Below are 21,822 nucleotides of genomic sequence, written 5' to 3' on the forward strand. Positions count from 1 at the left end.
TTGGGGTGAGCTGTTTAAGTGGGATCAGATTACCCCGCGCAACTTAATTCACCCTTAATTGTGTAGGAAGTTTGCGTTGTTTGTTCAATCGCCCCGCGCCGGGAAATTTCATGCTGGTGTCTCAACTTCAGGAGGCACACATGAAACAGATGCTGGCTTGGCTGTATGCACCCGTGTTCTGGGCGGGATTTATTGGTGGGGGGCTTTGGTTGGTCGCAATTGGGGCGTCGCAGTGGTTGCTGGCGGTGTTTGCGCTGGCCATCGGCGTGTCGTTCATTGCTGAGCTGTGCTTGCCCTACGAGCCACAGTGGAACCGCCCAATGGACGACCGCCGCCGGGATATCCTCCATGCATTGGTCAATGAAAGCCTGAATGCCCTGGGGTTGCTGGCATTGCCGCTGCTCACGGCGTGGCTGGCGATCGAGGGCGCCTGGCCCCGGGCCTGGTCGCTGTGGGCGCAATTGCTGCTGGCAATCGTGATTGCCGATGCGGGCATCACGCTGATGCATTACGCCAGTCACCGCATCGCCGCACTCTGGCGTTTGCACGCGGTGCACCACAGCGTGCAGCGGCTCTATGGGTTCAATGGCCTGATGAAGCATCCCTTGCACCAGATGCTCGAGGCCACGGCGGGTTTGCTGCCGCTGATTCTGTTGGGCATTCCAGTGGAGGTGGCGATGTTGCTGGCGTTGGCCATTGCCGTACAACTGCTGTTGCAGCATTCCAATGTCGATATGCGCCTGGGGCCGCTGCGCTGGGTGTTTGCCTGGGCGCCGGTGCATCGCTTTCACCACATGAAGTACGGGCGCGCGGGGGATGTGAATTTCGGTTTGTTTTTCAACCTGTGGGACTGGCTGCTGGGGACCGCGTTTTACACCCAGGACTATCGAATGGGCGAGGGCGACCTGGGCATCGGTAGCCGGCCGGATTTTCCGGTGGATTATCTTGGGCAACTGCGTGACCCCTTTACGCCGACACAGTTGAGTAAAGAACCGCCTGTCCCAAGCACTCTCCAAATGTAGGCGTGAGCTGTCTGGTTTGATGCGGTGCTCTCGAGTTCTTCGCGAGTAAGCTCGCTCCTACAGGGGGAGGAGGTGTACCCGCAGATGGCGCAACGAGGCCCCGGCGGTCACGCCAAACAGTTGTTTCATGGTCCGGGAAAAATGCGCCGAGTCGGCAAACCCCGCGCTGTGGGCAGCTTGCGTCAACGTGTGGCCGCTCAGGGCCAGGTCCAGAGCCAGGCGCAGGCGTCGCCACATCACCAGGCGCCGCACCGGCACGCCGAGCTGGCTGACGAACAGGCGTTCCAACTGGCTCAAGGACAGATGGGCCGCCTGTGCCAAGGCTTGCGCCGAGACCTTGCCGTTCAACTGTTGATCAAGGGTGTGCAGTGCGCGTTGCACCCGTTCATCGTCAGCCTGGCGACGTGGAAGTCGGCGCAACGTCTGCTCAAGGCGTTCGGGGGAAAACTCGGCCGTCTCCAGGGCTTTTTGCAACGAATCGACTTCAAATGCGCCGGGCTCCACATAGGCCATCAACACATGGCCGGGGGTGTGGACGATGGCATGGGGCTGGCGAGAAGGGATGAACAGGCGATGCGCCGTTTGCAGGTGCCCATCAAGGCTGACGGTGATGGGGCTGTCCGAGGACAGGATAAATTGATGGGCGTAATGAGCGTGGGGCGCGGTGCGCCCCGTCTCACCGAGGATCAGGCCGTAGTCACGGCCCAGCCACAGTTGCCCTGACCATTCGTTCACTCAGTAACCGTTGTCCTGCAGCAGGTCTTGCACGCTGGACGACGGCCAGCGCTTGTAGAACTTCAGCAGTTCGGCGGCGCGGTTGGTAAAGATGCCATCGACCCCGGCGCTCATGACCTTCTCGAAATCCTCCGGCTCGTCGACGGTATAGACGTGCACCAGCAGACCTTTGTCGTGGGTCAGTTGGTTCATCTCGGGCTTGACCAGGTCCGAATAGCTCTGGTCGCCGAGGTTCGTCAGCTGTGCGGACGGGCCGGTACCAATCGCACCGAGGCTCTTGGCTTCATCGACCCACTTCTCGAACTCGGCAGCGTCCTTGGGTTCCTGCTTGGCATAGTAGGCCGCCTTGGTCGGTTCGCCGGATTCGGCGAAGGTCACCTTGGACTTGGGCTCGATGCTGCCTTCACCCACCCACAGCAGCAGGATTTTCGGGGTGTTGGGCATTTCTTTCTGCAGTTCCTTGAGGCTGGCGGTCTCGAAGGTCTGCAATACCACACGGCCCTTGCCCTGGCCGACGCCCGTGTTGCTCTTGCCCAGCTTGGAACCCACGGAACTGAGCCAACCCTTGTCCAGCAGCTTGTCTTTCAGATCGGCTTCGATCCCCGGGAACTGCTTGGGCTCTTTGGTTTCGATGTACAGGCCGGGTTTGTGCTGGGGGTTGCCTTCGGCGATCTTGATGATGTCGTCCAGGCTGAGGATTTTCAAACCGACAAAGCCCGGGCGTGCACGATCCGGGTAGGCGGCGTTGAACCAACTGCCGGCATCCAGGGTTTGCAGTTCTTTCCAGGTGAACTCGTTGGCCGGGCTGTCCTTGCGCTCAGGGAACTTGGTGGCCACGTCGGTGGTGCGTTGCAGATTGTTGTCATGCAAGGCGAACAGTACGCCGTCCTTGCTGCGTTGCAGATCCAGTTCCAGGTAGTCGGCACCCAGGTCGCGGGCAACCTTGTAGGCGGCGGCGGTGGACTCCGGGGCATCGAAGGACGCACCTCGGTGGGCGATTACGGCAGGGTGGGGAATGCCCTCCTTGGTCGCCAGTTCAGCCGGGCTGATGGGGCTTGCAGCCTGTGCGTGGCCAAGGCCCATCATCAGGGCGAGCAGCAGGGCACTCTTGGTAAACGTAGCAGGCATGTGCGAGGTCCTTTCGTGGAGGTAGCTTCAAGAAGGGTTCCTTTTTAACAATTGCCTGCAAATCGCGCCATCACCAAACCGACATTAACGTGCGCATGCGCTATTTTTCTGCGCTTTTGTGCCGTGCTTTGCAGTACTCTTGGCCTCAGCTTCCCCGCCAGAGGGAAGTCCATTGCCTTATTTACCTGCCTCGCGTGTAAACCATCGTTCACTTCCCCTGTGGGATTTTTCAGTGAGGTTTAGCATGCGCATCACTTCAGAACTCATCTGCCAGGCCGCCGACCAACTCAACGGTTTTGTCGGCCTGAACCGCAAGACCGGCCAGTACATCGTACGTTTCAGCGAAGACTCGTTCGGCATGGACGTCGCCGACGACGGCATCATTCCCACCAGCGAGTTCGTCTGGCAGCCCGCAGCCGACCAGGCCATGACCCTGTCCCGCGAGCACATCCAACTGCTGCTGGACCAGAACATCGATGACCGGATCAACATCACTGAACCGCTACGGGTGTACATGCGCCGGGTTGAAATCCCGCAGATCAGCGCAGTGCGTAGCCTGGTTGGTTGACCCCTTGTGGGAGCTGGCTTGCCAGCGATGGCGTCAGTAAGAACGCCCCGGTGCCTACAACCCCACCCGGTCATTGGCAAACATACTCACCGCCCGTACGGCATCATTGGTTCCTTCGCGAATCTGCAGGATCACCGTGCCCGCCTGGTTGGCCAGGTCCACGCCTTGGGCGGCGCGCTCGCGGGTGTTGTCCATGCTGTCGATGGCTTGGCGGGTTTCGCTCTGGATCATCTCGATCATGCTCGAAATCTCCGCCGTGGAGCCGCTGGTACGGGCGGCCAGTTGCCTGACTTCATCGGCGACCACCGCAAACCCGCGGCCCTGGTCACCTGCACGTGCGGCTTCAATGGCGGCATTCAAGGCCAATAAGTTGGTCTGGTCGGCAATTGCGCGAATGGTGTTGACGATGGCGGTGATCTGCTGCGAGCGCTCGCCCAGCTTGGCGATCAGACTGGATGAGCTTTCAATGTCGGCGGCAATGTCATGGATACCGCTGGCGGTCTGCTGAATCACCTCGGCGCCTTTTTCGGCGATCTCCCGGGTCTGCAGGGAGATGTGATAGGCCTGGGTGGCGCTTTGGGCGTCTTCGGCGTGTTTTTCCACCATGGCGGTGACGTCGGACGCGAACTTCACAATCTTGCACAAGCGGCCGCTGGCGTCGTACACCGGGTTGTAGTTGGCTTCCAGCCACAGCGTCTGACCGGCGTGGGTGATGCGCTCGAACTGGCCGCTGAACAACTCACCCTGGTTCAGCCGGTGCCAGAAGTCGATGTATTCCTGGCTGTTGGCCAGCTCCGGTTTGCAGAACAGGCGATGATGCTTGCCCTGGATCTGCGCCAGGCTGTAACCCAGGCGCTGGAGGAAGTTCTGGTTGGCAGTAATGATGCTGCCGTCGAGGTTGAACTCGATCACCGCCATGGCCCGGTCAATCGCCTCGAGCTTGGCATTGGCTTCGCTTTCGGCCTGCATCCTGGCGCTAACGTCCAGGGCATACTTGACGATTTTCACCACTCGGCCGGCCTGGTCGCGCACCGGGTTGTAGCTGGCCTCCAGCCACACCGAATGGCCATCGGCGGCGACGCGCTCGAACGTGCCTGACTGGAACTGGCCATTGCGCAGTTGCGTCCATAATTGGCCGTAATCGGCACTGCGGGCAAACGCCTGGGTGCAGAACAGGCGATGGGATTGGCCGACGACTTGATCCGCGCGGTAGCCCATGGTCTTGAGGAAGTTGTCATTGGCGCGCAAAACGCTGCCTTGTAGATCGAACTCGATCACGGCCATGGAGCGCTCGATGGCATCCAGCAGGCCGGCTTGTTGGCTGATCGTTTCTTGCAGGGTGGCGATGGTCTTTTTATGGGCAGTAAATAGCATGGTCGCGGGCTCAATGATGCACAGTGCAAGGATGTATCCATGGTTGCGCTTGCCCACCGTGTAGCCCCAGGCCCACGGCGGACGTGCTCATTGCCGGCTTCCTTTCTACCGGCAGACAGTACAGGTGAGAGCTCTGAGTCATGGGCCCCAGGGGAAGTTCTATTCAGGCGGAACGGGCGACCAGTGATTCAGCGACCGTCACCCGGTTGCGTCCAGTGCCCTTGGCGGCGTACAGCGCCTTGTCCGCTGCATTGAGCCACATATGTGCCTGGGTGAATTGCACTTGGTACGCCGCCAGGCCAATGCTCAGGCTGACCCGCAGTTCCGGCGCCTGCGGGTCGCGGTAGCGGCTGAACATTTCCCGCAGACGCTCCATCACATAGCTGGCCTGTTCCAGCGGGACGTCTGGGAGGATCACGCAGAATTCATCGCCGCCATATCGGCCAGTCAGGTCATTTTCCCGCACGTTGCGCTGCAATTCCTTGCTCAGTTGTCGCAGCACGCGGTCACCGACGATGTGGCCATAGGCGTCGTTGATCTGCTTGAAGTGGTCTATATCGATCAGCGCAATGGTGGCCTGGGATTGTTGCTGCTGACACTTGTGGAACTTCAGTTGCAGCAGGTCTTTCCAGGAACCGTGATTGAGCAGGCCGGTGAGGCTGTCGGTACGGCTCAAGGCGCTCAGGGCGCGCTTGTGTTCCGAAAGCTTGATGGCCAGGCGATAACTGGCCATGCCGATGGCGACGGGATAGAGGATCAACATCGGCAGGCAGGCATACACCTGGATCAGGCCGACGTTAGGGTTGAATGAAGGGCCGAATATCAGCCAGGCCAGTGCTACGCCCACCAGTTGCGCGAGCATGCCCTGGATCATCAAACGCTTGCCGCCCGCCGCGACGTTATGCATGGTCATCATCGCAAGGATGGTCACTGCGGTCAGTGGTGTGAATTGTGTGGCAGCGGCCCAGAACCCGCCGGACAGTGAGTCATAGAGCAGGTTGCGGCGCTCGGCCTGGTAGGGAAATGCCGAATGGCTCGATAGCTGGTACGCCAGGTGCGGCCAGATAAATGCGTTGAGCAGCCACAACGCCCAGATCCATCCGGGCATGGCCAACGGGTAAAGGGCGGCCAGCACGCAAATGCTGCCAATGCCCAGCCCGATAATACGCGGCCGATAAATGCGCCGGGCAAACGACAGCCCTTTGCCTCGAAGGTTTTCCATAGATCCCTGCGTCAGGTTTTCTTTTTTTAAGTGGCGAAGGCGTACGTTATGAAAAGGTCATTTACGCCAGATGACAGGCGAATATTGTCAGTTATTTGCGTAGGAATAATCAGTGTCCTTCCAAGCCATTTGCGTGGAGAACCAGAGGGATTGCGGCAAAAACGACCTGCATCGCCGTATTGCGACACGGGGCTTATCGGGGGCGGGGAGCAATCTCATAGCCGGCCAGGAACAGATCCATCGCCGATTCGATCACGTGGGCCTGGGTGGCCGCGTCCAGGGTGGGCTGGCCGAGGGTGATTTGCGGCCAGAAGGCGAACGCCTTGAGCATGCTTTGCACCTGATGGGCGGCAAAGCACGGGTCGACGGGCTTGAGTCGCCCGTCTTCCTGGGCTGCACGCACCCAGAGAGTGAACCCCTGTTCGCGCGCGCTCAGGCGATTGACGATGTCCTGTGCGCGTTCCGGGCAATGGATGGTCGCGGCAATCGCCACTCGGGCCAGGTCGAGGAAGTTGGCGTCCGACATCATTTTCATCTTCGCTTCCAGCAATACCCGCAACTGGTCGCGCAGGGGTTGTTGGCTGCAGTAGCTGACATCCAGTTGCGCCACGCTGCTGGCCCACAGCTTATTCAGGATCTCGGTGAACAACTCCTCTTTGCTGGGGAAGTGGTTGTACACCGTACGCTTGGATACGCCGGCGGTGGCGGCGATCTTGTCCATGCTGGTGACCTCGAAGCCGTTGTCGCGAAACTCGGCAATGGCCGCTGCCAAGATGGCTTCGCGTTTACGGTCGGTGAGGCGTTGAGGTGCAGTCATGGGGGGATCGGCTCTGGGAAGAAAATTACACTCGGTAGTTTACTTGGTCCGGGTTTTGTTGCAATCTTGAAACTACACTGTGCAGTGTAGTTGTTGATCTGCATCAGCAGAACGTACTGGAGTCACTCTGTAATGGCCACGATTTCTAACCGTCTCGACACCACCTCGGCAGCGCTCAAACCCTCCGAGCAGCAGCTAGGTCAATTCAACAATCATGCGCCGGTCAACCGCGCAGGCTTTGGCAAGACCCTGCAGATTTTCTGGAAAATGCTTTTTCAAAAGCCTCGCAGTACGCGGCCAGTAGGGGAGATTCCGGTACAGCGCCTGACGTGCGAACAACTGCTCAGCGCCCCGGATCACAGTGTCTACCGCCTGGGGCACTCCACTGTACTGCTGAAAATGCGCGGCAAGTTCTGGCTGACCGATCCGGTGTTCGCCGAGCGTGCTTCGCCTTTCAGTTGGGCGGGCCCCAAGCGCTTTCACCAGCCGCCTATAAGCCTTGACGATCTACCGCCGATTGAGGCGGTGATTCTGTCGCACAACCATTACGACCACCTGGACCGCCAGGCCGTCGTGCAACTGGCCGCCAAGACCCGCTATTTTCTCGCGCCGCTGGGCGTCGGTGACACCTTGATCAAATGGGGCGTAGCGCCTGACAAGGTGCGGCAGTTGGATTGGTGGCAGGGCACTGAAGTGGATGGCATCCGTTTTGTCGCCACCCCAGCCCAGCACTTTTCCGGGCGTGGCCTGTTTGATGGCAACCAGACGCTGTGGGCGTCGTGGGTGATGATCGATGGTTCCCGGCGCATCTTTTTCAGTGGCGACACCGGCTATTTCGATGGCTTCAAGCGCATTGGCGAGCAGTACGGGCCATTTGACCTGACGCTGATGGAGACGGGTGCCTACAACGTCGATTGGCCCCATGTGCATATGCAGCCCGAACAAACCTTGCAGGCCCATATCGATCTCAAGGGGCGTTGGTTGCTGCCGATCCACAACGGCACCTTTGATCTGGCATTCCATGCCTGGCATGAGCCGTTCGACCGCATCATGGCCCTTGCTTGGGAGCGCAATGTGTCGATTACCACGCCAGCCATGGGTCAGGCTTTCATGCTGGCTGCACCTGAGCGCGGGCACGCCTGGTGGCTGGATGTCGAGGCCCAGGTGGCTGAACCGCTGGTGAGTTGAAGGTGCTTGTAACGTCCTGTCGGTATAAGGGCTTTTCAAGGTGTTTCCGCCTTGAGATCTGACTGGAAAAGGATGCGATGATCCCGGGAAAATTATTTCCTGGGAGTGGGGTTGATGGAGGAAAAATGTAGGACCACGTTGTCGCCAGGTACTCCATGTTCCGTGGAGCTACCTTCGGCGCTCAACGCCTTTACTACAATGTCCTGTGCACCGGCTGGGGCGATGGAGCATGTGCCAGGTTCTCGCGGCGGTATTGAGTACCAGCCTGCTACAGCGTCTGCTGCCCAGGGGCCCAGGTTCGATATCCCGGGGCCGATGATGAAGACCGTGCGTGATCCGTCGTTATCCCTCATTGCCCTAAGCGGCCTGGATCCCGTGGGACCGGTCATGGTCGAAGTCCCGCCCGTCATGGATAACAGCGCCACGAAATCCACTCCTGCCCTGGCCGATTGGCGTATTGGTTTTGCCGACGAATACCTGCACAACGATGTACGTGAAGTGGTGGAGCACTCCAATGGATTTCTCCAGGCCTTGGAAGTGTTGAAGGCCGCCGGCGCTGAAGTAGTGCCCGTGTTGGCGCTGCTACCGGACTCCACTGCGCATTTCACCCTGGCGTCCAGTAACGAGATCGATCAGCGAGTGAGCGAATATCGCCTCGACGCGCTGGTCTCCGACGGCCAAAGCCCAGCTTTCCACGGCTACTGCAAAACCGGATACCCGGGCGTATGCCAGATATTCAATGACGATCTCCATGGCACCAAGGTCGTGCTCTGGTTCTACGGTGCCCGCTGGGCACGGGAATCACTGTCGGCCTTGATAAGGGTCTATCAACAGGCGATGCAGGCCCGCGCCGACATGCCCGAGAGGTGAACCTGCTGCGTGGCCAGTGGGCTTATGCGCCGTTGGGATGAGGCGTGTTCGACGATGTCACGCCCAGCAGCCGTGCGATAAGGCTACGGCGACCCGGTTCGGCATCAGCCTGTGGCGCTTGGGAGCGGCGTCCACTCATACCCCACCCCGGCGCGAACCCCGGGAAAAACACCAGGCCTTCGTGCTCCAGGCGAAACGCCAGGGCGATACGGATGGCGTCATCCACCTCATGATGGCTTTCAAACCGCTGTATGGCGTCCACCCCCACCCCGGCGTGCCGGGCCAGGTCTTCCCGGCTCCAGCCCAGTAGAGCGCGTGCCTGCACACTGTGCCGTGGGGTGAACTGATGAAGGACGATTTGCTGATCTACGGTGGTGCTCACTGCCAGAGAGGACATGGGGTTTCTCCAGGATGTCGACGGGGGAGGACAAACTATACTGTGTTTTTGTACAGTTGTTTTGACCGTTCATCAACTGGATCACTTCCCGAATGGCCGACCCGTGTTTGGCGGGCGCTTCAGGTCATTTCTCCTCCAGCCCCGGCGCTTCGCGGATCAGCAGGTGGTCCAGGTTCTGGATATCGGCACTGAACACCCCGAATGTCTGCTCGGGGTTTTTCTTGCTCGGCACCTGTTTCAACTCCGGCGTCACGCCATAAAAGAAGCAATACAACGGGCGCTCACTGTCTACGGCGGCCTTGATCTGCTCCAGGAATGCCTTGCGCTTGCGGTAGTTCTCGATCAGCTTCTTGTTCAGGTACACGTTGACGGAGTAGGGCTTCTTTTCCAGCCACACCTTCTTTTCGAAGTCGATGCGAAAGCTGCTGGTGTAGTCCTTGATCGCCTTGATCCGGCCCCAATAGATCAAGCCTTTGTTGTCTTGCAGGTATTCGATCTTCTTGAAAAACGCCCAATAGGTCGCGGTCTGCTCACCGATCTTCAACGGCATGCCCTTGAGCTTGTCCCTGTCGTCAATGTTGGACACGTAGCATTCGACTGGGTGCGCGAAGACGCTGGTCTTGTCCGGTGTGGTTTCGCTGGCACTATGGGAAGCATTGGAGGTTATCGAAGGTTCTTTCGTCGGACCCTGTGGGATAACGTCTGTGGAACCTTGGATGGCTGCCTTGCGTTCGTACTGACGCCGAGTCAGCACAAACTCCGATGGGAAGTTCTCCTCGCGCCCATCCTCGGTTTCTCCTGCCAAGACCTTGCGACTGGCATAGCGGCAGCCGTCGACATGCCGGGTACTGGGCAGGTTCTTGAAATGCGGGGTGCGCAGGTAGTTGACGTTCTTCCCATTGAACGTACCCAGCACATTGCCCGGCGCAAACGCCGCACGGCAGTCGTCGTCGGGGCACAGGAAGCTGTCCTTGTCGGAATCGAAGGCGGCGGTTTCGTCGAAATTCAGGTCGCGCACGTCATAGATCGACAGCTTTTCGTCCAGGCTCAGGCAATAGGCGGTGTCGAATTTCATCGCAGGCGGATCCGTGGGAAGGTGCGCTATTAATAGCGGGATCGCGGAGGTACTTCAAACATCCATCGGCACTCCACTTTGTAGGAGCCTGCTTACCCCTACAAGAGAGCGCCTACTATTACCGGGCTTTCAGCTTCGGCTTGCCACGGCGCTTGGCCGAATGAAAATGCCGCCAATGGGCATCCTGCGCCGCCGCCAGCAACTCGCGATCCCCGCGCGTGTCGCCCCAGGCCCTGAGCCGATAATCAGCCAAGTCGCCATAAATCGCCTCAAGGCGCAGCACCTTGTTCTCACAGCGGCAGTTGTTGCCCGTCAGGCGTCCACTCAACACCCCATCGACCACCTCGAGCTCGGTGCCGATCAGTTTGATCCCCAGTCGATCAGCAAAAGGCTGCAACACGATTGCCGGCGACGCCGAGCACAGCGTCACCTCGGCGCCGGAGCCAATCTCATCGGCCACCGACTGCAGGCCGGCAGGGCGCATCAGCTTGTTCCAGGAGGCCTTGCAGTATTCCTCGGCTTTCTGCTGGACCCAAGCCTTGTCCACGCCGGTCATAAAGGTGCGAATCAACTGGGCCTTGAGCTCATCCCGGCTCATCTGGCGCAACAAGAAGCGCAAGCCAGGCAATGCCAGCTTGAGCATCCTGCGGTTGAATTCCTGCTTGCCGAAAGCAAACTTGAGGAATGGTACAAAACTGTCGTGGCGGGTCAGAGTGCCGTCGAAGTCGAACACTGAGAGTACCTTGGCGCCCACGGGGCCGGCTTCTAGCATGTCTGGGTTCACGGGGTGGCCTCGGTCCTGTCTACTGTTTTTTTGAATGCATACGTTGCGGCCATCGCTGATGGCAATTGGGGTACAAGGCTACAGCATTGGGGATGCGATCCGAACCCTTCCGCGCCAGGTGCTTGAGGTGATGTACTTCAAGAAATGGCAAATCACCCATTGCGGGTGTGCTTTGACAGGCCCATAAAAAAAAGCCCTGGATGCGACTCCAGGGCTTTTTTATGTCGCAACTATGAGCTGATCAATCCCAGCTCAACGCCCCGCCAGTCTGATACTCGATCACGCGGGTCTCGAAGAAGTTCTTCTCTTTCTTCAAGTCCATGATCTCGCTCATCCACGGGAACGGGTTAGTCGTCCCTGGGTATTCTTCCTTCAAGCCGATCTGCGACAGGCGACGGTTGGCGATGAACTTGAGGTAGTCCTCCATCATCGCCGCGTTCATGCCCAGCACGCCGCGCGGCATGGTGTCGCGTGCGTATTCGATCTCCAGTTGGGTCCCTTGCAGGATCATCTGGGTCGCTTCTTCCTTCATTTCGGCATCCCACAGGTGTGGGTTTTCGATTTTGATCTGGTTGATTACGTCGATGCCGAAGTTCAGGTGCATCGACTCATCGCGCAGGATGTACTGGAACTGCTCGGCCACGCCGGTCATTTTGTTGCGACGGCCCATGGACAGGATCTGGGTGAAGCCGCAGTAGAAGAAGATACCTTCCAGCACGCAGTAGTAGGCGACCAGGTTGCGCAGCAGTTCCTTGTCGGTGTCGACGGTGCCGGTTTCGAACTTCGGATCGGAGATCGAACGGGTGTACTTCAGGCCCCACGCGGCTTTTTTAGCGACCGATGGGATCTCGTGGTACATGTTGAAGATCTCGCCTTCATCCATGGCCAGCGATTCGATGCAGTACTGGTAGGCGTGGGTGTGGATCGCCTCTTCGAAGGCCTGGCGCAGGATGTACTGGCGGCACTCCGGGTTGGTGATCAGGCGGTACACCGCCAGGACCAGGTTGTTGGCGACCAGGGAGTCGGCGGTGGAGAAGAAGCCCAGGTTGCGCATGACGATGCGACGTTCGTCGTCGGTCAGGCCTTCGGGGTTTTTCCACAGGGCGATGTCGGCGGTCATGTTGACCTCTTGCGGCATCCAGTGGTTGGCGCAGCCGTCGAGGTATTTCTGCCAGGCCCAGTCGTACTTGAAAGGCACGAGTTGGTTGAGGTCGGCGCGGCAGTTGATCATGCGCTTTTCGTCAACGGCGACACGGGCGGAAGCGCCTTCAAGCTCGGCCAGGCCTTCGGCGATGTCGAGTTTGTCCAGGGCGGCCTTGGCCCGCACGATGGCGGCGGAGTCATTGGCGGTCACGGCGCGGGCTTCGATGGCAGCGGCAGCGCCGGCACCGTCGAGGCGGTCCATGTTGGCTTCGGTGGCGTGGCCGGCGTTGGCGCCTTTAGCGGCTACTTCGCCTTCTTCTTCTTTGTCGAATTCGTCCCAGCTCAGCATGACGTGTCGTCTCCTGCGTGAGGGCCAATGGTGCCCGTGTGAAACCGGATGGTTGGGTGTTCACACGGCCCAAGGGCCGCGGTGGATCTTTAAGGAATCGTTTGTTGCAACAGCTCGCGCAGGCATTAAACGGAATAGGGCTACGGGTACTCTGCATGAGGTCTGAGGGGCGGAGCGACTGTGTCGTACTCCTGCGGGGCCTCAGGTCTGGCTCGTTACCCCGTGTAAAGGGATATTGCAGGCCCGATTTACCCGCGCATTATAGGGAAAAATTTGGCTTTGTGTTGCGGCGGATAGCCTCAGCCGAGGGCCAAAATGAGGGTATTTACGGCCGGGGTACGGGTTTACAAGGGTTTGCCGGGGTAGGATTTTTTTGACGGGCGGTGAGGTATTTTTGGAGCGGGGGGCAAGGCGAGGATTTTGCGGGTGATTCTTTGCCGCAAGGACAATTCCTTGCGGCGAACATTGTCAGGATAGGTTTCAACTAACTAAGTAATTATCCGTTAGAGCAACCATTGCCCATGACTTTGTAATTAAGGATATGACGCTGGCCCTGGTGATCTTCATATTCCATGCGCGCTGGAACAACTTCGCAGACATTCGGAATGGAACTCATGGATACCACCTTGGCAATATCCAGATCAGTGGAGTAGGTGTATTCCTCAACAACGGCGGTGCTCTGGCTGGCTACGTCAGTCGGGATCTCGTCGGCCAGGGCGGCGGTTGCGCACAAGCTGGCAAGGGCCATAACTAATAAAGCTTTCATTTCCAATTTACCTTTTTACAGTCGAAGGGGGTCACGGGGCCCTTGTGAGGCCACGTGTGTAACTTGAGTAGTGAGTTCGGATTAACGTGCCTTCGTGGGGGCTGCAACTTGGTTAATCACGGTGCCTTGTTGGCGAGGCTGATTTTAGGCGCCTGGGTTGCATTCATATACCCGTGCTTTTGATAAACACTATTGGTGGTTTTCGTAACAATCCACGACAGAGGTTTTTTCCCGTGTTGAAAAATGCGCTGCAGGCGCCGGGCCAGAGCGCTGCAAGGGGATATCAGGGTAATTTGTAGGGGCTTGTTACTACCATCGTCGAATGGTTCTATAGGCCTACCCCGGCTAAAACAGGGGCATACAACAACAACTATTGTCACCGAGGTAAGAAAGATGAGTGCGGCTTCCCTGTACCCCGTTCGCCCCGAAGTAGCAGCCAACACGCTGACCGACGAGGCGACCTACAAGGCCATGTACCAGCAGTCGGTGGTCAACCCCGACGGCTTCTGGCGCGAGCAAGCCAAGCGTCTTGACTGGATCAAGCCTTTCACCACGGTCAAGCAGACCTCGTTCGACGATCACCATGTCGATATCAAATGGTTCGCTGACGGCACCCTCAACGTTTCCTACAACTGCCTGGACCGTCACCTCGCCGAGCGTGGCGACCAGGCAGCGATTATCTGGGAGGGCGACGATCCTTCCGAGAGCCGCACCATCACCTACCGCGAACTGCATGAACAAGTCTGCAAGTTCGCCAACGCCCTGCGTGGCCAGGATGTGCACCGCGGCGACGTGGTGACCATCTATATGCCGATGATCCCCGAAGCCGTGGTCGCCATGCTGGCCTGCACCCGCATCGGTGCGATCCACTCGGTAGTGTTTGGCGGCTTCTCCCCTGAGGCCCTGGCCGGTCGCATCATCGACTGCAAGTCCAAAGTGGTGATCACCGCCGACGAGGGCATTCGTGCTGGCAAGAAGGTACCGCTCAAGGCCAACGTCGACGACGCCCTGACCAACCCGGAAACCAGCAGCATCCAGAAAGTCATCGTGTGCAAGCGCACCAATGGCCAGATCAAGTGGAACCAGCATCGCGACATCTGGTACGAAGACCTGATGAAAGTGGCGGGCACCGTCTGCGCGCCAAAAGAGATGGGCGCCGAAGAAGCGCTGTTCATCCTTTACACCTCCGGCTCCACCGGCAAGCCCAAGGGCGTGCAGCACACCACCGGCGGCTACCTGTTGTACGCGGCCCTGACCCACGAGCGCGTGTTCGACTACCGTCCGGGCGAAGTCTACTGGTGCACCGCCGACGTCGGCTGGGTCACTGGCCATACCTATATTGTCTACGGCCCGCTGGCCAATGGCGCGACCACCTTGCTGTTCGAAGGCGTGCCGAACTACCCGGACATTACCCGGGTGGGCAAGATCGTCGACAAGCACAAGGTCAATATCCTCTACACCGCGCCGACCGCGATCCGCGCGATGATGGCCTCTGGCACCGCCGCCTGCGAAGGCACCGATGGCAGCAGCCTGCGCCTGTTGGGTTCGGTGGGTGAGCCGATCAACCCGGAAGCATGGGACTGGTACTACAAGAACGTCGGCCAATCCCGTTGCCCGATTGTCGATACCTGGTGGCAGACCGAAACCGGTGCGACCCTGATGAGCCCATTGCCGGGCGCTCACGCGCTCAAGCCGGGTTCGGCGGCGCGTCCATTCTTTGGCGTGGTGCCAGCGTTGGTGGACAACCTGGGCAACATCATCGAGGGCGCCGCCGAAGGCAACCTGGTAATCCTCGATTCGTGGCCGGGCCAGGCGCGTACGCTCTATGGCGACCATGACCGTTTCGTCGACACCTACTTCAAGACCTTCCGTGGCATGTACTTCACCGGCGACGGCGCCCGTCGCGATGAAGATGGCTACTGGTGGATCACGGGTCGCGTGGATGACGTACTCAACGTTTCCGGGCACCGCATGGGCACCGCCGAAATTGAAAGCGCCATGGTTGCCCACCCGAAAGTCACCGAAGCGGCCGTGGTCGGCGTACCGCACGACATCAAGGGCCAGGGCATCTATGTGTATGTCACCCTGAAAAACGGTGAGGAGCCGACCGAAGCCCTGCGCCTGGAGCTGAAGAACTGGGTGCGCAAGGAGATCGGCCCGATTGCGTCGCCGGACGTGATCCAGTGGGCACCTGGTTTGCCGAAGACCCGTTCGGGGAAAATCATGCGCCGTATCCTGCGCAAGATTGCCACGGCCGAGTATGACGGGCTGGGAGATATCTCCACCCTGGCCGATCCAAGCGTGGTGCAGCATTTGATTGATACCCACAAGACCATGAACGTCGCGTAAGCGGGTTCATGGGACCAAGCCCCATTCGGCGTAGGCCGGGTGGGGCTTTTTTGTGGGATCTCACTATGAAATACCATTAATGTGGGAGCCGGCAAGCCAGCTCCTACAGTGGGGGTAGCTGACAGACCGTTCTCTGCACCAAGCCAATAAATATCGGTTTATCGCGTAGGGCGTTTCTGAATGTTACCCAGCAGTGCAAATGTGTAACCTTGTGCCCAAACATGGGGCAAAGTGCTACATCAGTGCGGCGAAAACGCCCGTTTTAGACGCCCGGCAAAATAAGATCAAACGCTACACTTGCCGGAATAGAAGGGTTTGCGAATAATAGGCCCGCAATTTGCAGAGTTAATAGGTTTTATATCTTTTGTCTCTGCATAAAAATCAGAGGCTGTCAATGTGTTGGGGTCGCTTTCTCGGTGCTTCTGTAAATTGTTGTCGCATTGAGGAAATATCGGCTTCCGGCCTGTCGTTAGAATGCCGATCACTCGCTCGTCGTCGCCGTGTTCAACTGGTGTAGGACGCAGCACCGCTATTCGGTTTCACTCAGTCGCATCGTGGGCTATGGCTCATACTGCTGTTTTTGTCCTATACCGATGGAGTCCCAAGATGAAGAAACTCGTGCTGTTGGGCGCCCTGGCGCTGTCCGTGCTGTCCATGCAGGCCTTCGCTGAAGAGAAACCGCTGAAAATTGGTATCGAAGCAGCCTACCCTCCGTTTGCCTCGAAGGCGCCGGATGGCAGCATCGTCGGTTTTGACTACGACATCGGCAACGCCCTGTGCGAAGAGATGAAGGTCAAGTGCACCTGGGTCGAGCAAGAATTCGACGGCCTGATCCCAGCGCTGAAAGTGCGCAAGATCGATGCAATCCTCTCGTCCATGTCCATCACTGACGATCGCAAGAAGTCCGTGGACTTCACCAACCGCTACTACCTGACCCCGGCGCGCCTGGTGATGAAGGATAGCGTCACGGTCAGCGACAGCCTGGATGAGCTCAAAGGCAAGAAGATCGGCGTACAGCGCGGTTCGATCCATGACCGTTTCGCCAAGGAAGTCCTGGCGCCTAAAGGTGCGACCATCGTTCCTTACAGCACCCAGAACGAAATCTACCTGGATGTGGCTGCCGGTCGCCTTGATGGCACCGTGGCTGATGCGACCCTGCTCGAAGACGGTTTCCTGAAGACCGACTCTGGCAAAGGCTACGCGTTTGTAGGTCCTGCGTTCACCGACGCCAAATACTTCGGTGATGGCATCGGTATCGCAGTACGTAAAGGCGACAAGGTCAACCTGGACCGCATCAATACGGCCATCGCCGCGATCCGCGCCAATGGCAAGTACAAAGAAATCGAGAAAAAGTATTTCAACTTCGATATTTACGGCGCTGACGCCAAGTAAACCTTCGCAGTTATCTGTCCAGAATGGCGCAAGCACCAGGGTCTCTGAAGTTTGCGCCATTTTTTCATCCGCCTTTTCGAGGACCTGAATCATGTTGAAAGGCTACGGGGCCGTTATCCTCGATGGCGCATGGTTGACGCTTCAGCTCGCCTTGTCGTCCATGGCCTTGGCCATTGTTCTGGGTCTGATCGGGGTTGCATTGCGCCTGTCGCCGGTACGCTGGCTGGCTTGGCTGGGCGACCTGTACTCCACGGTGATCCGCGGGATCCCCGACCTGGTGCTGATCCTGCTGATTTTCTACGGCGGTCAGGACCTGCTCAACCGCGTCGCGCCGCTACTGGGCTACGACGACTATATTGACTTGAACCCCTTGGCCGCCGGTATCGGCACCCTGGGTTTCATCTTTGGCGCGTACCTCTCGGAAACCTTCCGTGGTGCGTTCATGGCCATCCCCAAGGGGCAGGCCGAAGCGGGCATGGCCTATGGCATGAGCCCGTTCCAGGTATTTTTCCGGGTGATGGTGCCGCAGATGATCCGGCTGGCAATCCCCGGCTTTACCAACAACTGGCTGGTATTGACCAAGGCCACTGCGCTGATTTCGGTGGTGGGCCTACAAGACATGATGTTCAAGGCCAAGCAGGCGGCAGATGCCACCCGCGAACCTTTTACCTTCTTCCTCGCAGTGGCGGCGATGTACCTGGTGATCACCAGCGTCTCGTTGCTGGCCCTGCGTTATCTTGAGAAGCGCTACTCGGTAGGCGTAAAGGCGGCTGATCTATGATCTTCGACTACAACGTCATCTGGGAGGCCATGCCGCTGTACCTTGGCGGCCTGTTGACCACCCTCAAGCTGCTGTTGATTTCGCTGTTCTTCGGCTTGCTCGCTGCCGTCCCCCTGGGGCTGATGCGGGTGTCCAAGCAGCCGCTGGTCAATGGCGCGGCCTGGCTCTACACCTACGTGATCCGCGGTACGCCGATGCTGGTGCAGCTGTTTTTGATCTATTACGGCCTGGCCCAGTTCGAAGCTGTACGCGAGAGTTTCCTCTGGCCGTGGCTGTCCAGCGCAACGTTCTGTGCGTGCCTGGCCTTTGCCATCAATACCAGTGCCTATACCGCCGAGATCATTGCCGGCAGCCTCAAGGCCACGCCCCATGGCGAGATCGAAGCGGCCAAGGCCATGGGCATGTCACGCTACAAGCTGTACCGCCGCATCCTGCTGCCATCGGCCCTGCGCCGGGCGCTGCCGCAGTACAGCAACGAAGTGATCATGATGCTGCAGACCACCAGCCTGGCCTCCATTGTCACCCTGATCGATATCACCGGTGCCGCACGCACGGTCAACGCCCAGTACTATCTGCCGTTTGAAGCCTATATCACCGCTGGCCTGTTCTACCTGTGCCTGACGTTCATCCTGGTGCGCCTGTTCAAGTTGGCCGAGCGTCGCTGGTTGAGCTACCTGGCTCCTCGGAAGCACTGATATGGAACGCATCGATCACGTATTGCCCTGGGGCCACTTGGGCTGCGAGCGCCAACTGACGGTGTTCCGTTTCGGCCACGGCGAGCGCAAGGCGTATATCCAGGCCAGCCTGCACGCCGATGAATTGCCGGGGATGCGCGCGGCCTGGGAGCTGAAAAAGCGCCTGGTCGAACTGGAGCAGCAGGGCGCCCTCAACGGGGTGATCGAGCTGGTGCCGGTGGCCAACCCGATGGGCCTCGGCCAACTGCTGCAAGGCAGCCACCAGGGGCGTTTCGAGATTGGCAGCGGCAAGAACTTCAACCGTGATTTCGTGGAGTTGAGCGAGCCGGTTGCGGCCTTGCTGGAGGGCAAGCTGGGGGATGATCCCCACGCCAACGTGCGCATGATCCGCCAGGCGATGAGCGACACGCTCAACGCGCTGCCTGAGCCGAGCTGCCAGTTGCAAGGCATGCAACGAGTATTGCTGGGCCACGCCTGCACCGCCGATGTGGTCCTCGACCTGCACTGCGACGCTGAAGCCGCGCTGCATATGTACGCGCTGCCCCAGCACTGGCCGCAGTGGCGTTCGTTGTCGGCGCATTTGAATGTGAAAGTCGGCCTATTGGCGGAAGACTCCGGCGGCAGTTCCTTCGATGAAGCCTGCTCGCTGCCTTGGCTGCGTTTGTCGCGGGCGTTTCCCGAAGCGCAGATTCCCCTGGCATGCCTGGCGACAACCCTGGAGCTGGGCGGTCAGGCTGACACCGGACGCGACGAGGCCATCTTCCATGCCGAAGGCATCCTCGCGTTCCTCGCTGAACAGGGCCTGATCAAGGGCCAATGGCCGGCGCCGCAATATGAACCGTGCGAAGGCGTGCCCTTTGAAGGCACTGAATTGCTGTTTGCACCCCACGCCGGAGTGATCAGTTACCTGCGTAAAGCTGGTGACTGGGTGGAAAGCGGTGAACCGATTTTTGAAGTGATTGACCCTTTGGCCGACCGCGTCAGCATTGTCTGTGCCGGCACCTCGGGGGTGTTGTTTGCCGTTGAACGGCTGCGTTATGCCCAAGCGGGTTTCTGGCTGGCCAAGGTGGCGGGGCGCGAAGCGCTGCGTCACGGGCGCTTGCTCAACGACTGACCAACTGTTTTTGTGAGAACCGACCGCATGTACAAACTTGAAGTCCAAGACCTGCATAAACGCTATGGCAGTCATGAAGTGCTCAAAGGGGTGTCCCTGGCCGCCGCGGCCGGCGATGTGATCAGCATCATCGGTTCCAGTGGCTCAGGCAAAAGTACCTTTTTGCGCTGCATCAACCTGCTGGAGCAGCCCCACGCCGGCAAGATCCTGCTCAATAACGAAGAGCTGAAGCTGATGGCCAGCAAGGACGGCGCGATGAAAGCCGCCGACCCCAAGCAGTTGCAGCGCATGCGTTCGCGCCTGTCGATGGTGTTCCAGCATTTCAACTTGTGGTCGCACATGACCGCCCTGGAAAACGTCATGGAAGCCCCGGTGCACGTATTGGGCATGTCGAAAAAAGATGCCCGTGAAAAGGCCGAGCACTACCTGGCCAAAGTTGGCGTGGCCCATCGCAAGGATGCCTTCCCCGGCCATATGTCCGGTGGCGAGCAGCAGCGCGTGGCGATTGCCCGAGCGCTGGCGATGGAGCCTGAGGTGATGCTGTTTGACGAGCCGACCTCGGCCCTCGACCCGGAGCTGGTCGGCGAAGTACTGAAAGTCATGCAGGACCTGGCCCTGGAAGGCCGCACCATGGTGGTGGTGACCCACGAAATGGGCTTTGCCCGTGAAGTGTCCAACCAGTTGGTGTTCCTGCACAAAGGCATTGTCGAGGAGCGTGGCAACCCGCGTGAAGTGCTGGTCAACCCGCAGTCCGAGCGGTTGCAGCAGTTCCTCTCCGGCAGCTTGAAATAACCAAGGCCGCTGCTCCCCCTTGTAGGAGCGAGCTTGCTCGCGAAGATCGTCAACGAAAACGCGGGAAGCCTGATACCCCGTGGTGTTCTCAGGTTTTTCGCGAGCAGGCTCGCTCCTACAGGAAAGCAGGTCTTTATCGTTTTTAAGCTTTGTGTTGGTTTACGGGCTAGCATTGGCCTTTGTCTTCATTACCGTTACTCGCTTCGGATAGCACTCCATGACCGCCCATAAAATTGGTTTCCTGATTTGGCCCAGCACAAAAGCACTCACGCTTGCGCTGGCTGAGGAGGCCTTGCGCGTTGCTCAGCGTGTGCATCCGGATGTGGTGTATGAACTGTCGTTCCTGCAGGCCGAGCCGCAAGCCGAAGGCGCCTGGCAACTGCCGGGCGAGCCTTGGGCCGGCAAGCTCGAAGGCTTCCAGAAACTGTTCCTGCTGGCGGACGAACCGCCGACCGTGATCGCCTCGCAACTAAGCGCCGCGCTCAAGCAGCTCGTTCGTTCCGGTTGCGTGATCGGCGGCCTGTCGGCAGGTGTGTATCCGCTGGCGCAACTGGGGTTGCTCGATGGCTATCGCGCCGCCGTGCACTGGCGTTGGCAGGACGATTTCGCCGAGCGCTTTCCCAAGGTCATCGCCACCAGCCATTTGTTCGACTGGGACCGTGATCGCCTGACGGCCTGCGGTGGCATGTCGGTGCTCGACCTGCTGCTGGCGGTACTGGCCCGTGACCACGGCGCCGAACTGGCTGGCGCGGTCTCCGAAGAACTGGTGGTGGAGCGCATCCGCGAAGGCGGCGAGCGCCAACGAATCCCCCTGCAAAACCGCCTGGGTTCCAGCCACCCGAAGCTGACCCAGGCCGTGTTGCTGATGGAAGCCAATATCGAAGAGCCGCTGACCACCGACGAAATTGCCCAGCATGTGTGCGTGTCGCGACGACAACTGGAACGGATCTTCAAGCAGTACCTCAATCGCGTTCCCAGCCAGTACTACCTGGAGCTGCGCCTGAACAAGGCACGGCAGATGTTGATGCAGACCAGCAAGTCGATCATCCAGATCGGCCTGTCTTGCGGCTTCTCCTCGGGGCCGCACTTCTCCAGCGCCTACCGCAACTTCTTTGGCGCAACCCCCCGTGAAGATCGCAACCAACGGCGCAGCAGCAGCCCGTTCGAGTTGTCGTCGGTGCCCTCCGAGCGCGGCTGACAAGGCGACGCTGTGGGAGAGGGGCTTGTTCTGGAAAGGATGGTTAAGCCCCCTTGCCACAAC

At 59.1% G+C, this 21,822-nt stretch carries 21 protein-coding genes and 2 pseudogenes; 12 read left to right on the plus strand and 11 right to left on the minus strand.

Annotation, left to right across the window (positions count from 1 at the left end):
- Nucleotides 1-140 precede the first annotated feature (140 nt).
- Nucleotides 141-1,022 (plus strand): sterol desaturase family protein, encoded by an 882-nt coding sequence (locus tag HBO09_RS21040; protein WP_169999498.1) that lies wholly within the window; start codon nt 141-143, stop codon nt 1,020-1,022.
- A gap of 57 nt (nt 1,023-1,079) precedes the next feature.
- On the opposite strand, the gene HBO09_RS21045 is transcribed toward HBO09_RS21040, so the two are convergent.
- Both HBO09_RS21045 and HBO09_RS21050 read right to left on the minus strand, forming a co-directional pair.
- Nucleotides 1,080-1,757, minus strand: a complete 678-nt coding sequence (locus tag HBO09_RS21045; protein WP_169999497.1) for an AraC family transcriptional regulator — start codon at nt 1,755-1,757, stop codon at nt 1,080-1,082.
- Entirely contained in the window at nt 1,758-2,885 is a 1,128-nt protein-coding gene (locus HBO09_RS21050) for a glycerophosphodiester phosphodiesterase (RefSeq protein ID WP_169999496.1), read from the minus strand. It abuts the gene before it with no gap.
- 244 nt (nt 2,886-3,129) lie between these two features.
- On the opposite strand from HBO09_RS21050, the gene HBO09_RS21055 reads away from it, so the two are divergent.
- Nucleotides 3,130-3,453 carry a DUF2025 family protein gene (locus tag HBO09_RS21055; protein ID WP_076962912.1) on the plus strand — a complete coding sequence of 108 codons (324 nt, stop codon included), beginning with the start codon at nt 3,130-3,132 and terminating at the stop codon, nt 3,451-3,453.
- Between the two features lie 54 nt (nt 3,454-3,507).
- Here HBO09_RS21055 and HBO09_RS21060 read toward each other — a convergent pair whose 3' ends face one another.
- The 3 genes from HBO09_RS21060 to HBO09_RS21070 all read right to left on the minus strand — a co-directional run bounded on the left by HBO09_RS21060 (nt 3,508) and on the right by HBO09_RS21070 (nt 6,866).
- A complete protein-coding gene (locus HBO09_RS21060; protein ID WP_169999495.1) occupies nt 3,508-4,827 on the minus strand; it encodes a PAS domain-containing methyl-accepting chemotaxis protein in 1,320 nt (439 codons plus the stop codon).
- A gap of 163 nt (nt 4,828-4,990) precedes the next feature.
- Entirely contained in the window at nt 4,991-6,049 is a 1,059-nt protein-coding gene (locus HBO09_RS21065) for a diguanylate cyclase (protein ID WP_169999494.1), read from the minus strand.
- 193 nt (nt 6,050-6,242) lie between these two features.
- Nucleotides 6,243-6,866 (minus strand): TetR/AcrR family transcriptional regulator, encoded by a 624-nt coding sequence (locus HBO09_RS21070; protein ID WP_169999493.1) that lies wholly within the window; start codon nt 6,864-6,866, stop codon nt 6,243-6,245.
- 132 nt (nt 6,867-6,998) lie between these two features.
- Here HBO09_RS21070 and HBO09_RS21075 point away from each other — a divergent pair, with 132 nt between their 5' ends.
- Both HBO09_RS21075 and HBO09_RS21080 read left to right on the plus strand, forming a co-directional pair.
- Nucleotides 6,999-8,054, plus strand: coding sequence for an MBL fold metallo-hydrolase (locus HBO09_RS21075; RefSeq protein WP_169999492.1), 1,056 nt, complete (start codon nt 6,999-7,001; stop codon nt 8,052-8,054).
- A gap of 231 nt (nt 8,055-8,285) precedes the next feature.
- A complete protein-coding gene (locus HBO09_RS21080; protein WP_169999491.1) occupies nt 8,286-8,924 on the plus strand; it encodes an amidase family protein in 639 nt (212 codons plus the stop codon).
- A gap of 22 nt (nt 8,925-8,946) precedes the next feature.
- Here HBO09_RS21080 and HBO09_RS21085 read toward each other — a convergent pair whose 3' ends face one another.
- The 6 genes and pseudogenes from HBO09_RS21085 to HBO09_RS21110 form a co-directional block, all read right to left on the minus strand.
- Nucleotides 8,947-9,321, minus strand: coding sequence for a helix-turn-helix transcriptional regulator (locus HBO09_RS21085; protein WP_169999490.1), 375 nt, complete (start codon nt 9,319-9,321; stop codon nt 8,947-8,949).
- A gap of 124 nt (nt 9,322-9,445) precedes the next feature.
- Nucleotides 9,446-10,396 (minus strand): hypothetical protein, encoded by a 951-nt coding sequence (locus HBO09_RS21090; protein ID WP_169999489.1) that lies wholly within the window; start codon nt 10,394-10,396, stop codon nt 9,446-9,448.
- Nucleotides 10,397-10,514: 118 nt separating this feature from the next.
- Complete coding sequence (locus HBO09_RS21095) at nt 10,515-11,168, minus strand: HAD-IB family hydrolase (RefSeq protein WP_169999488.1); 654 nt, start codon at nt 11,166-11,168, stop codon at nt 10,515-10,517.
- A 64-nt stretch (nt 11,169-11,232) separates the two neighbouring features.
- A pseudogene (locus HBO09_RS21100) lies at nt 11,233-11,331 on the minus strand (HNH endonuclease); the annotation flags it as partial.
- Between the two features lie 90 nt (nt 11,332-11,421).
- Nucleotides 11,422-12,672, minus strand: coding sequence for a ribonucleotide-diphosphate reductase subunit beta (locus HBO09_RS21105; RefSeq protein ID WP_038442666.1), 1,251 nt, complete (start codon nt 12,670-12,672; stop codon nt 11,422-11,424).
- A gap of 496 nt (nt 12,673-13,168) precedes the next feature.
- Nucleotides 13,169-13,438, minus strand: a complete 270-nt coding sequence (locus HBO09_RS21110) for a DUF2790 domain-containing protein (RefSeq protein ID WP_092237663.1) — start codon at nt 13,436-13,438, stop codon at nt 13,169-13,171.
- A gap of 393 nt (nt 13,439-13,831) precedes the next feature.
- Between HBO09_RS21110 and acs the strand changes: the two genes are divergently transcribed.
- The 8 genes and pseudogenes from acs (at nt 13,832) to HBO09_RS21145 (ending at nt 21,759) form a co-directional block, all read left to right on the plus strand.
- Nucleotides 13,832-15,787 carry an acetate--CoA ligase gene (acs, locus tag HBO09_RS21115; RefSeq protein ID WP_029294430.1) on the plus strand — a complete coding sequence of 652 codons (1,956 nt, stop codon included), beginning with the start codon at nt 13,832-13,834 and terminating at the stop codon, nt 15,785-15,787.
- Nucleotides 15,788-16,393: 606 nt separating this feature from the next.
- A complete protein-coding gene (locus HBO09_RS21120) occupies nt 16,394-17,179 on the plus strand; it encodes an ABC transporter substrate-binding protein (RefSeq protein WP_169999248.1) in 786 nt (261 codons plus the stop codon).
- A gap of 91 nt (nt 17,180-17,270) precedes the next feature.
- Complete coding sequence (locus HBO09_RS21125) at nt 17,271-17,960, plus strand: ABC transporter permease (protein ID WP_029294434.1); 690 nt, start codon at nt 17,271-17,273, stop codon at nt 17,958-17,960.
- The gene (locus HBO09_RS21130; RefSeq protein WP_029294436.1) at nt 17,957-18,655 is read left to right on the plus strand and encodes an ABC transporter permease; all 699 of its coding nucleotides are present in this window, start codon (nt 17,957-17,959) and stop codon (nt 18,653-18,655) included. Before HBO09_RS21125 ends, HBO09_RS21130 begins: the two co-directional genes overlap by 4 nt.
- 1 nt (nt 18,656) lies before the next feature.
- Nucleotides 18,657-19,769: a succinylglutamate desuccinylase/aspartoacylase family protein gene (locus tag HBO09_RS21135; RefSeq protein WP_169999247.1), complete on the plus strand. Its 1,113-nt coding sequence runs from the start codon at nt 18,657-18,659 to the stop codon at nt 19,767-19,769.
- A 27-nt stretch (nt 19,770-19,796) separates the two neighbouring features.
- A complete protein-coding gene (locus HBO09_RS21140; RefSeq protein ID WP_169999246.1) occupies nt 19,797-20,561 on the plus strand; it encodes an ATP-binding cassette domain-containing protein in 765 nt (254 codons plus the stop codon).
- A gap of 9 nt (nt 20,562-20,570) precedes the next feature.
- Nucleotides 20,571-20,681 (plus strand): annotated as a pseudogene (locus HBO09_RS29035) (outer membrane lipoprotein carrier protein LolA); the annotation flags it as partial.
- A gap of 97 nt (nt 20,682-20,778) precedes the next feature.
- A complete protein-coding gene (locus HBO09_RS21145) occupies nt 20,779-21,759 on the plus strand; it encodes a GlxA family transcriptional regulator (RefSeq protein ID WP_169999245.1) in 981 nt (326 codons plus the stop codon).
- Nucleotides 21,760-21,822 lie beyond the last annotated feature (63 nt).

Origin of the sequence: Pseudomonas sp. WS 5027 (genome assembly GCF_012985695.1) — a bacterium.
GTDB classification, from domain to species: Bacteria; Pseudomonadota; Gammaproteobacteria; order Pseudomonadales; family Pseudomonadaceae; genus Aquipseudomonas; species Aquipseudomonas hygromyciniae.

What these genes read in the sequence shown, in the direction of transcription:
- HBO09_RS21140 (WP_169999246.1), top strand. Translation starts at nt 19,797, where the DNA reads ATGTACAAACTTGAAGTCCAAGACCTGCATAAACGCTATGGCAGTCAT.
- HBO09_RS21060 (WP_169999495.1), bottom strand. Translation starts at nt 4,827, where the DNA reads ATGCTATTTACTGCCCATAAAAAGACCATCGCCACCCTGCAAGAAACG.
- HBO09_RS21065 (WP_169999494.1), bottom strand. Translation starts at nt 6,049, where the DNA reads ATGGAAAACCTTCGAGGCAAAGGGCTGTCGTTTGCCCGGCGCATTTAT.
- HBO09_RS21135 (WP_169999247.1), top strand. Translation starts at nt 18,657, where the DNA reads ATGGAACGCATCGATCACGTATTGCCCTGGGGCCACTTGGGCTGCGAG.
- HBO09_RS21090 (WP_169999489.1), bottom strand. Translation starts at nt 10,396, where the DNA reads ATGAAATTCGACACCGCCTATTGCCTGAGCCTGGACGAAAAGCTGTCG.
- HBO09_RS21050 (WP_169999496.1), bottom strand. Translation starts at nt 2,885, where the DNA reads ATGCCTGCTACGTTTACCAAGAGTGCCCTGCTGCTCGCCCTGATGATG.
- HBO09_RS21145 (WP_169999245.1), top strand. Translation starts at nt 20,779, where the DNA reads ATGACCGCCCATAAAATTGGTTTCCTGATTTGGCCCAGCACAAAAGCA.
- HBO09_RS21095 (WP_169999488.1), bottom strand. Translation starts at nt 11,168, where the DNA reads ATGCTAGAAGCCGGCCCCGTGGGCGCCAAGGTACTCTCAGTGTTCGAC.
- HBO09_RS21125 (WP_029294434.1), top strand. Translation starts at nt 17,271, where the DNA reads ATGTTGAAAGGCTACGGGGCCGTTATCCTCGATGGCGCATGGTTGACG.
- HBO09_RS21070 (WP_169999493.1), bottom strand. Translation starts at nt 6,866, where the DNA reads ATGACTGCACCTCAACGCCTCACCGACCGTAAACGCGAAGCCATCTTG.
- HBO09_RS21130 (WP_029294436.1), top strand. Translation starts at nt 17,957, where the DNA reads ATGATCTTCGACTACAACGTCATCTGGGAGGCCATGCCGCTGTACCTT.
- HBO09_RS21055 (WP_076962912.1), top strand. Translation starts at nt 3,130, where the DNA reads ATGCGCATCACTTCAGAACTCATCTGCCAGGCCGCCGACCAACTCAAC.
- HBO09_RS21085 (WP_169999490.1), bottom strand. Translation starts at nt 9,321, where the DNA reads ATGTCCTCTCTGGCAGTGAGCACCACCGTAGATCAGCAAATCGTCCTT.
- HBO09_RS21040 (WP_169999498.1), top strand. Translation starts at nt 141, where the DNA reads ATGAAACAGATGCTGGCTTGGCTGTATGCACCCGTGTTCTGGGCGGGA.
- HBO09_RS21105 (WP_038442666.1), bottom strand. Translation starts at nt 12,672, where the DNA reads ATGCTGAGCTGGGACGAATTCGACAAAGAAGAAGAAGGCGAAGTAGCC.
- acs (WP_029294430.1), top strand. Translation starts at nt 13,832, where the DNA reads ATGAGTGCGGCTTCCCTGTACCCCGTTCGCCCCGAAGTAGCAGCCAAC.
- HBO09_RS21075 (WP_169999492.1), top strand. Translation starts at nt 6,999, where the DNA reads ATGGCCACGATTTCTAACCGTCTCGACACCACCTCGGCAGCGCTCAAA.
- HBO09_RS21120 (WP_169999248.1), top strand. Translation starts at nt 16,394, where the DNA reads ATGAAGAAACTCGTGCTGTTGGGCGCCCTGGCGCTGTCCGTGCTGTCC.
- HBO09_RS21110 (WP_092237663.1), bottom strand. Translation starts at nt 13,438, where the DNA reads ATGAAAGCTTTATTAGTTATGGCCCTTGCCAGCTTGTGCGCAACCGCC.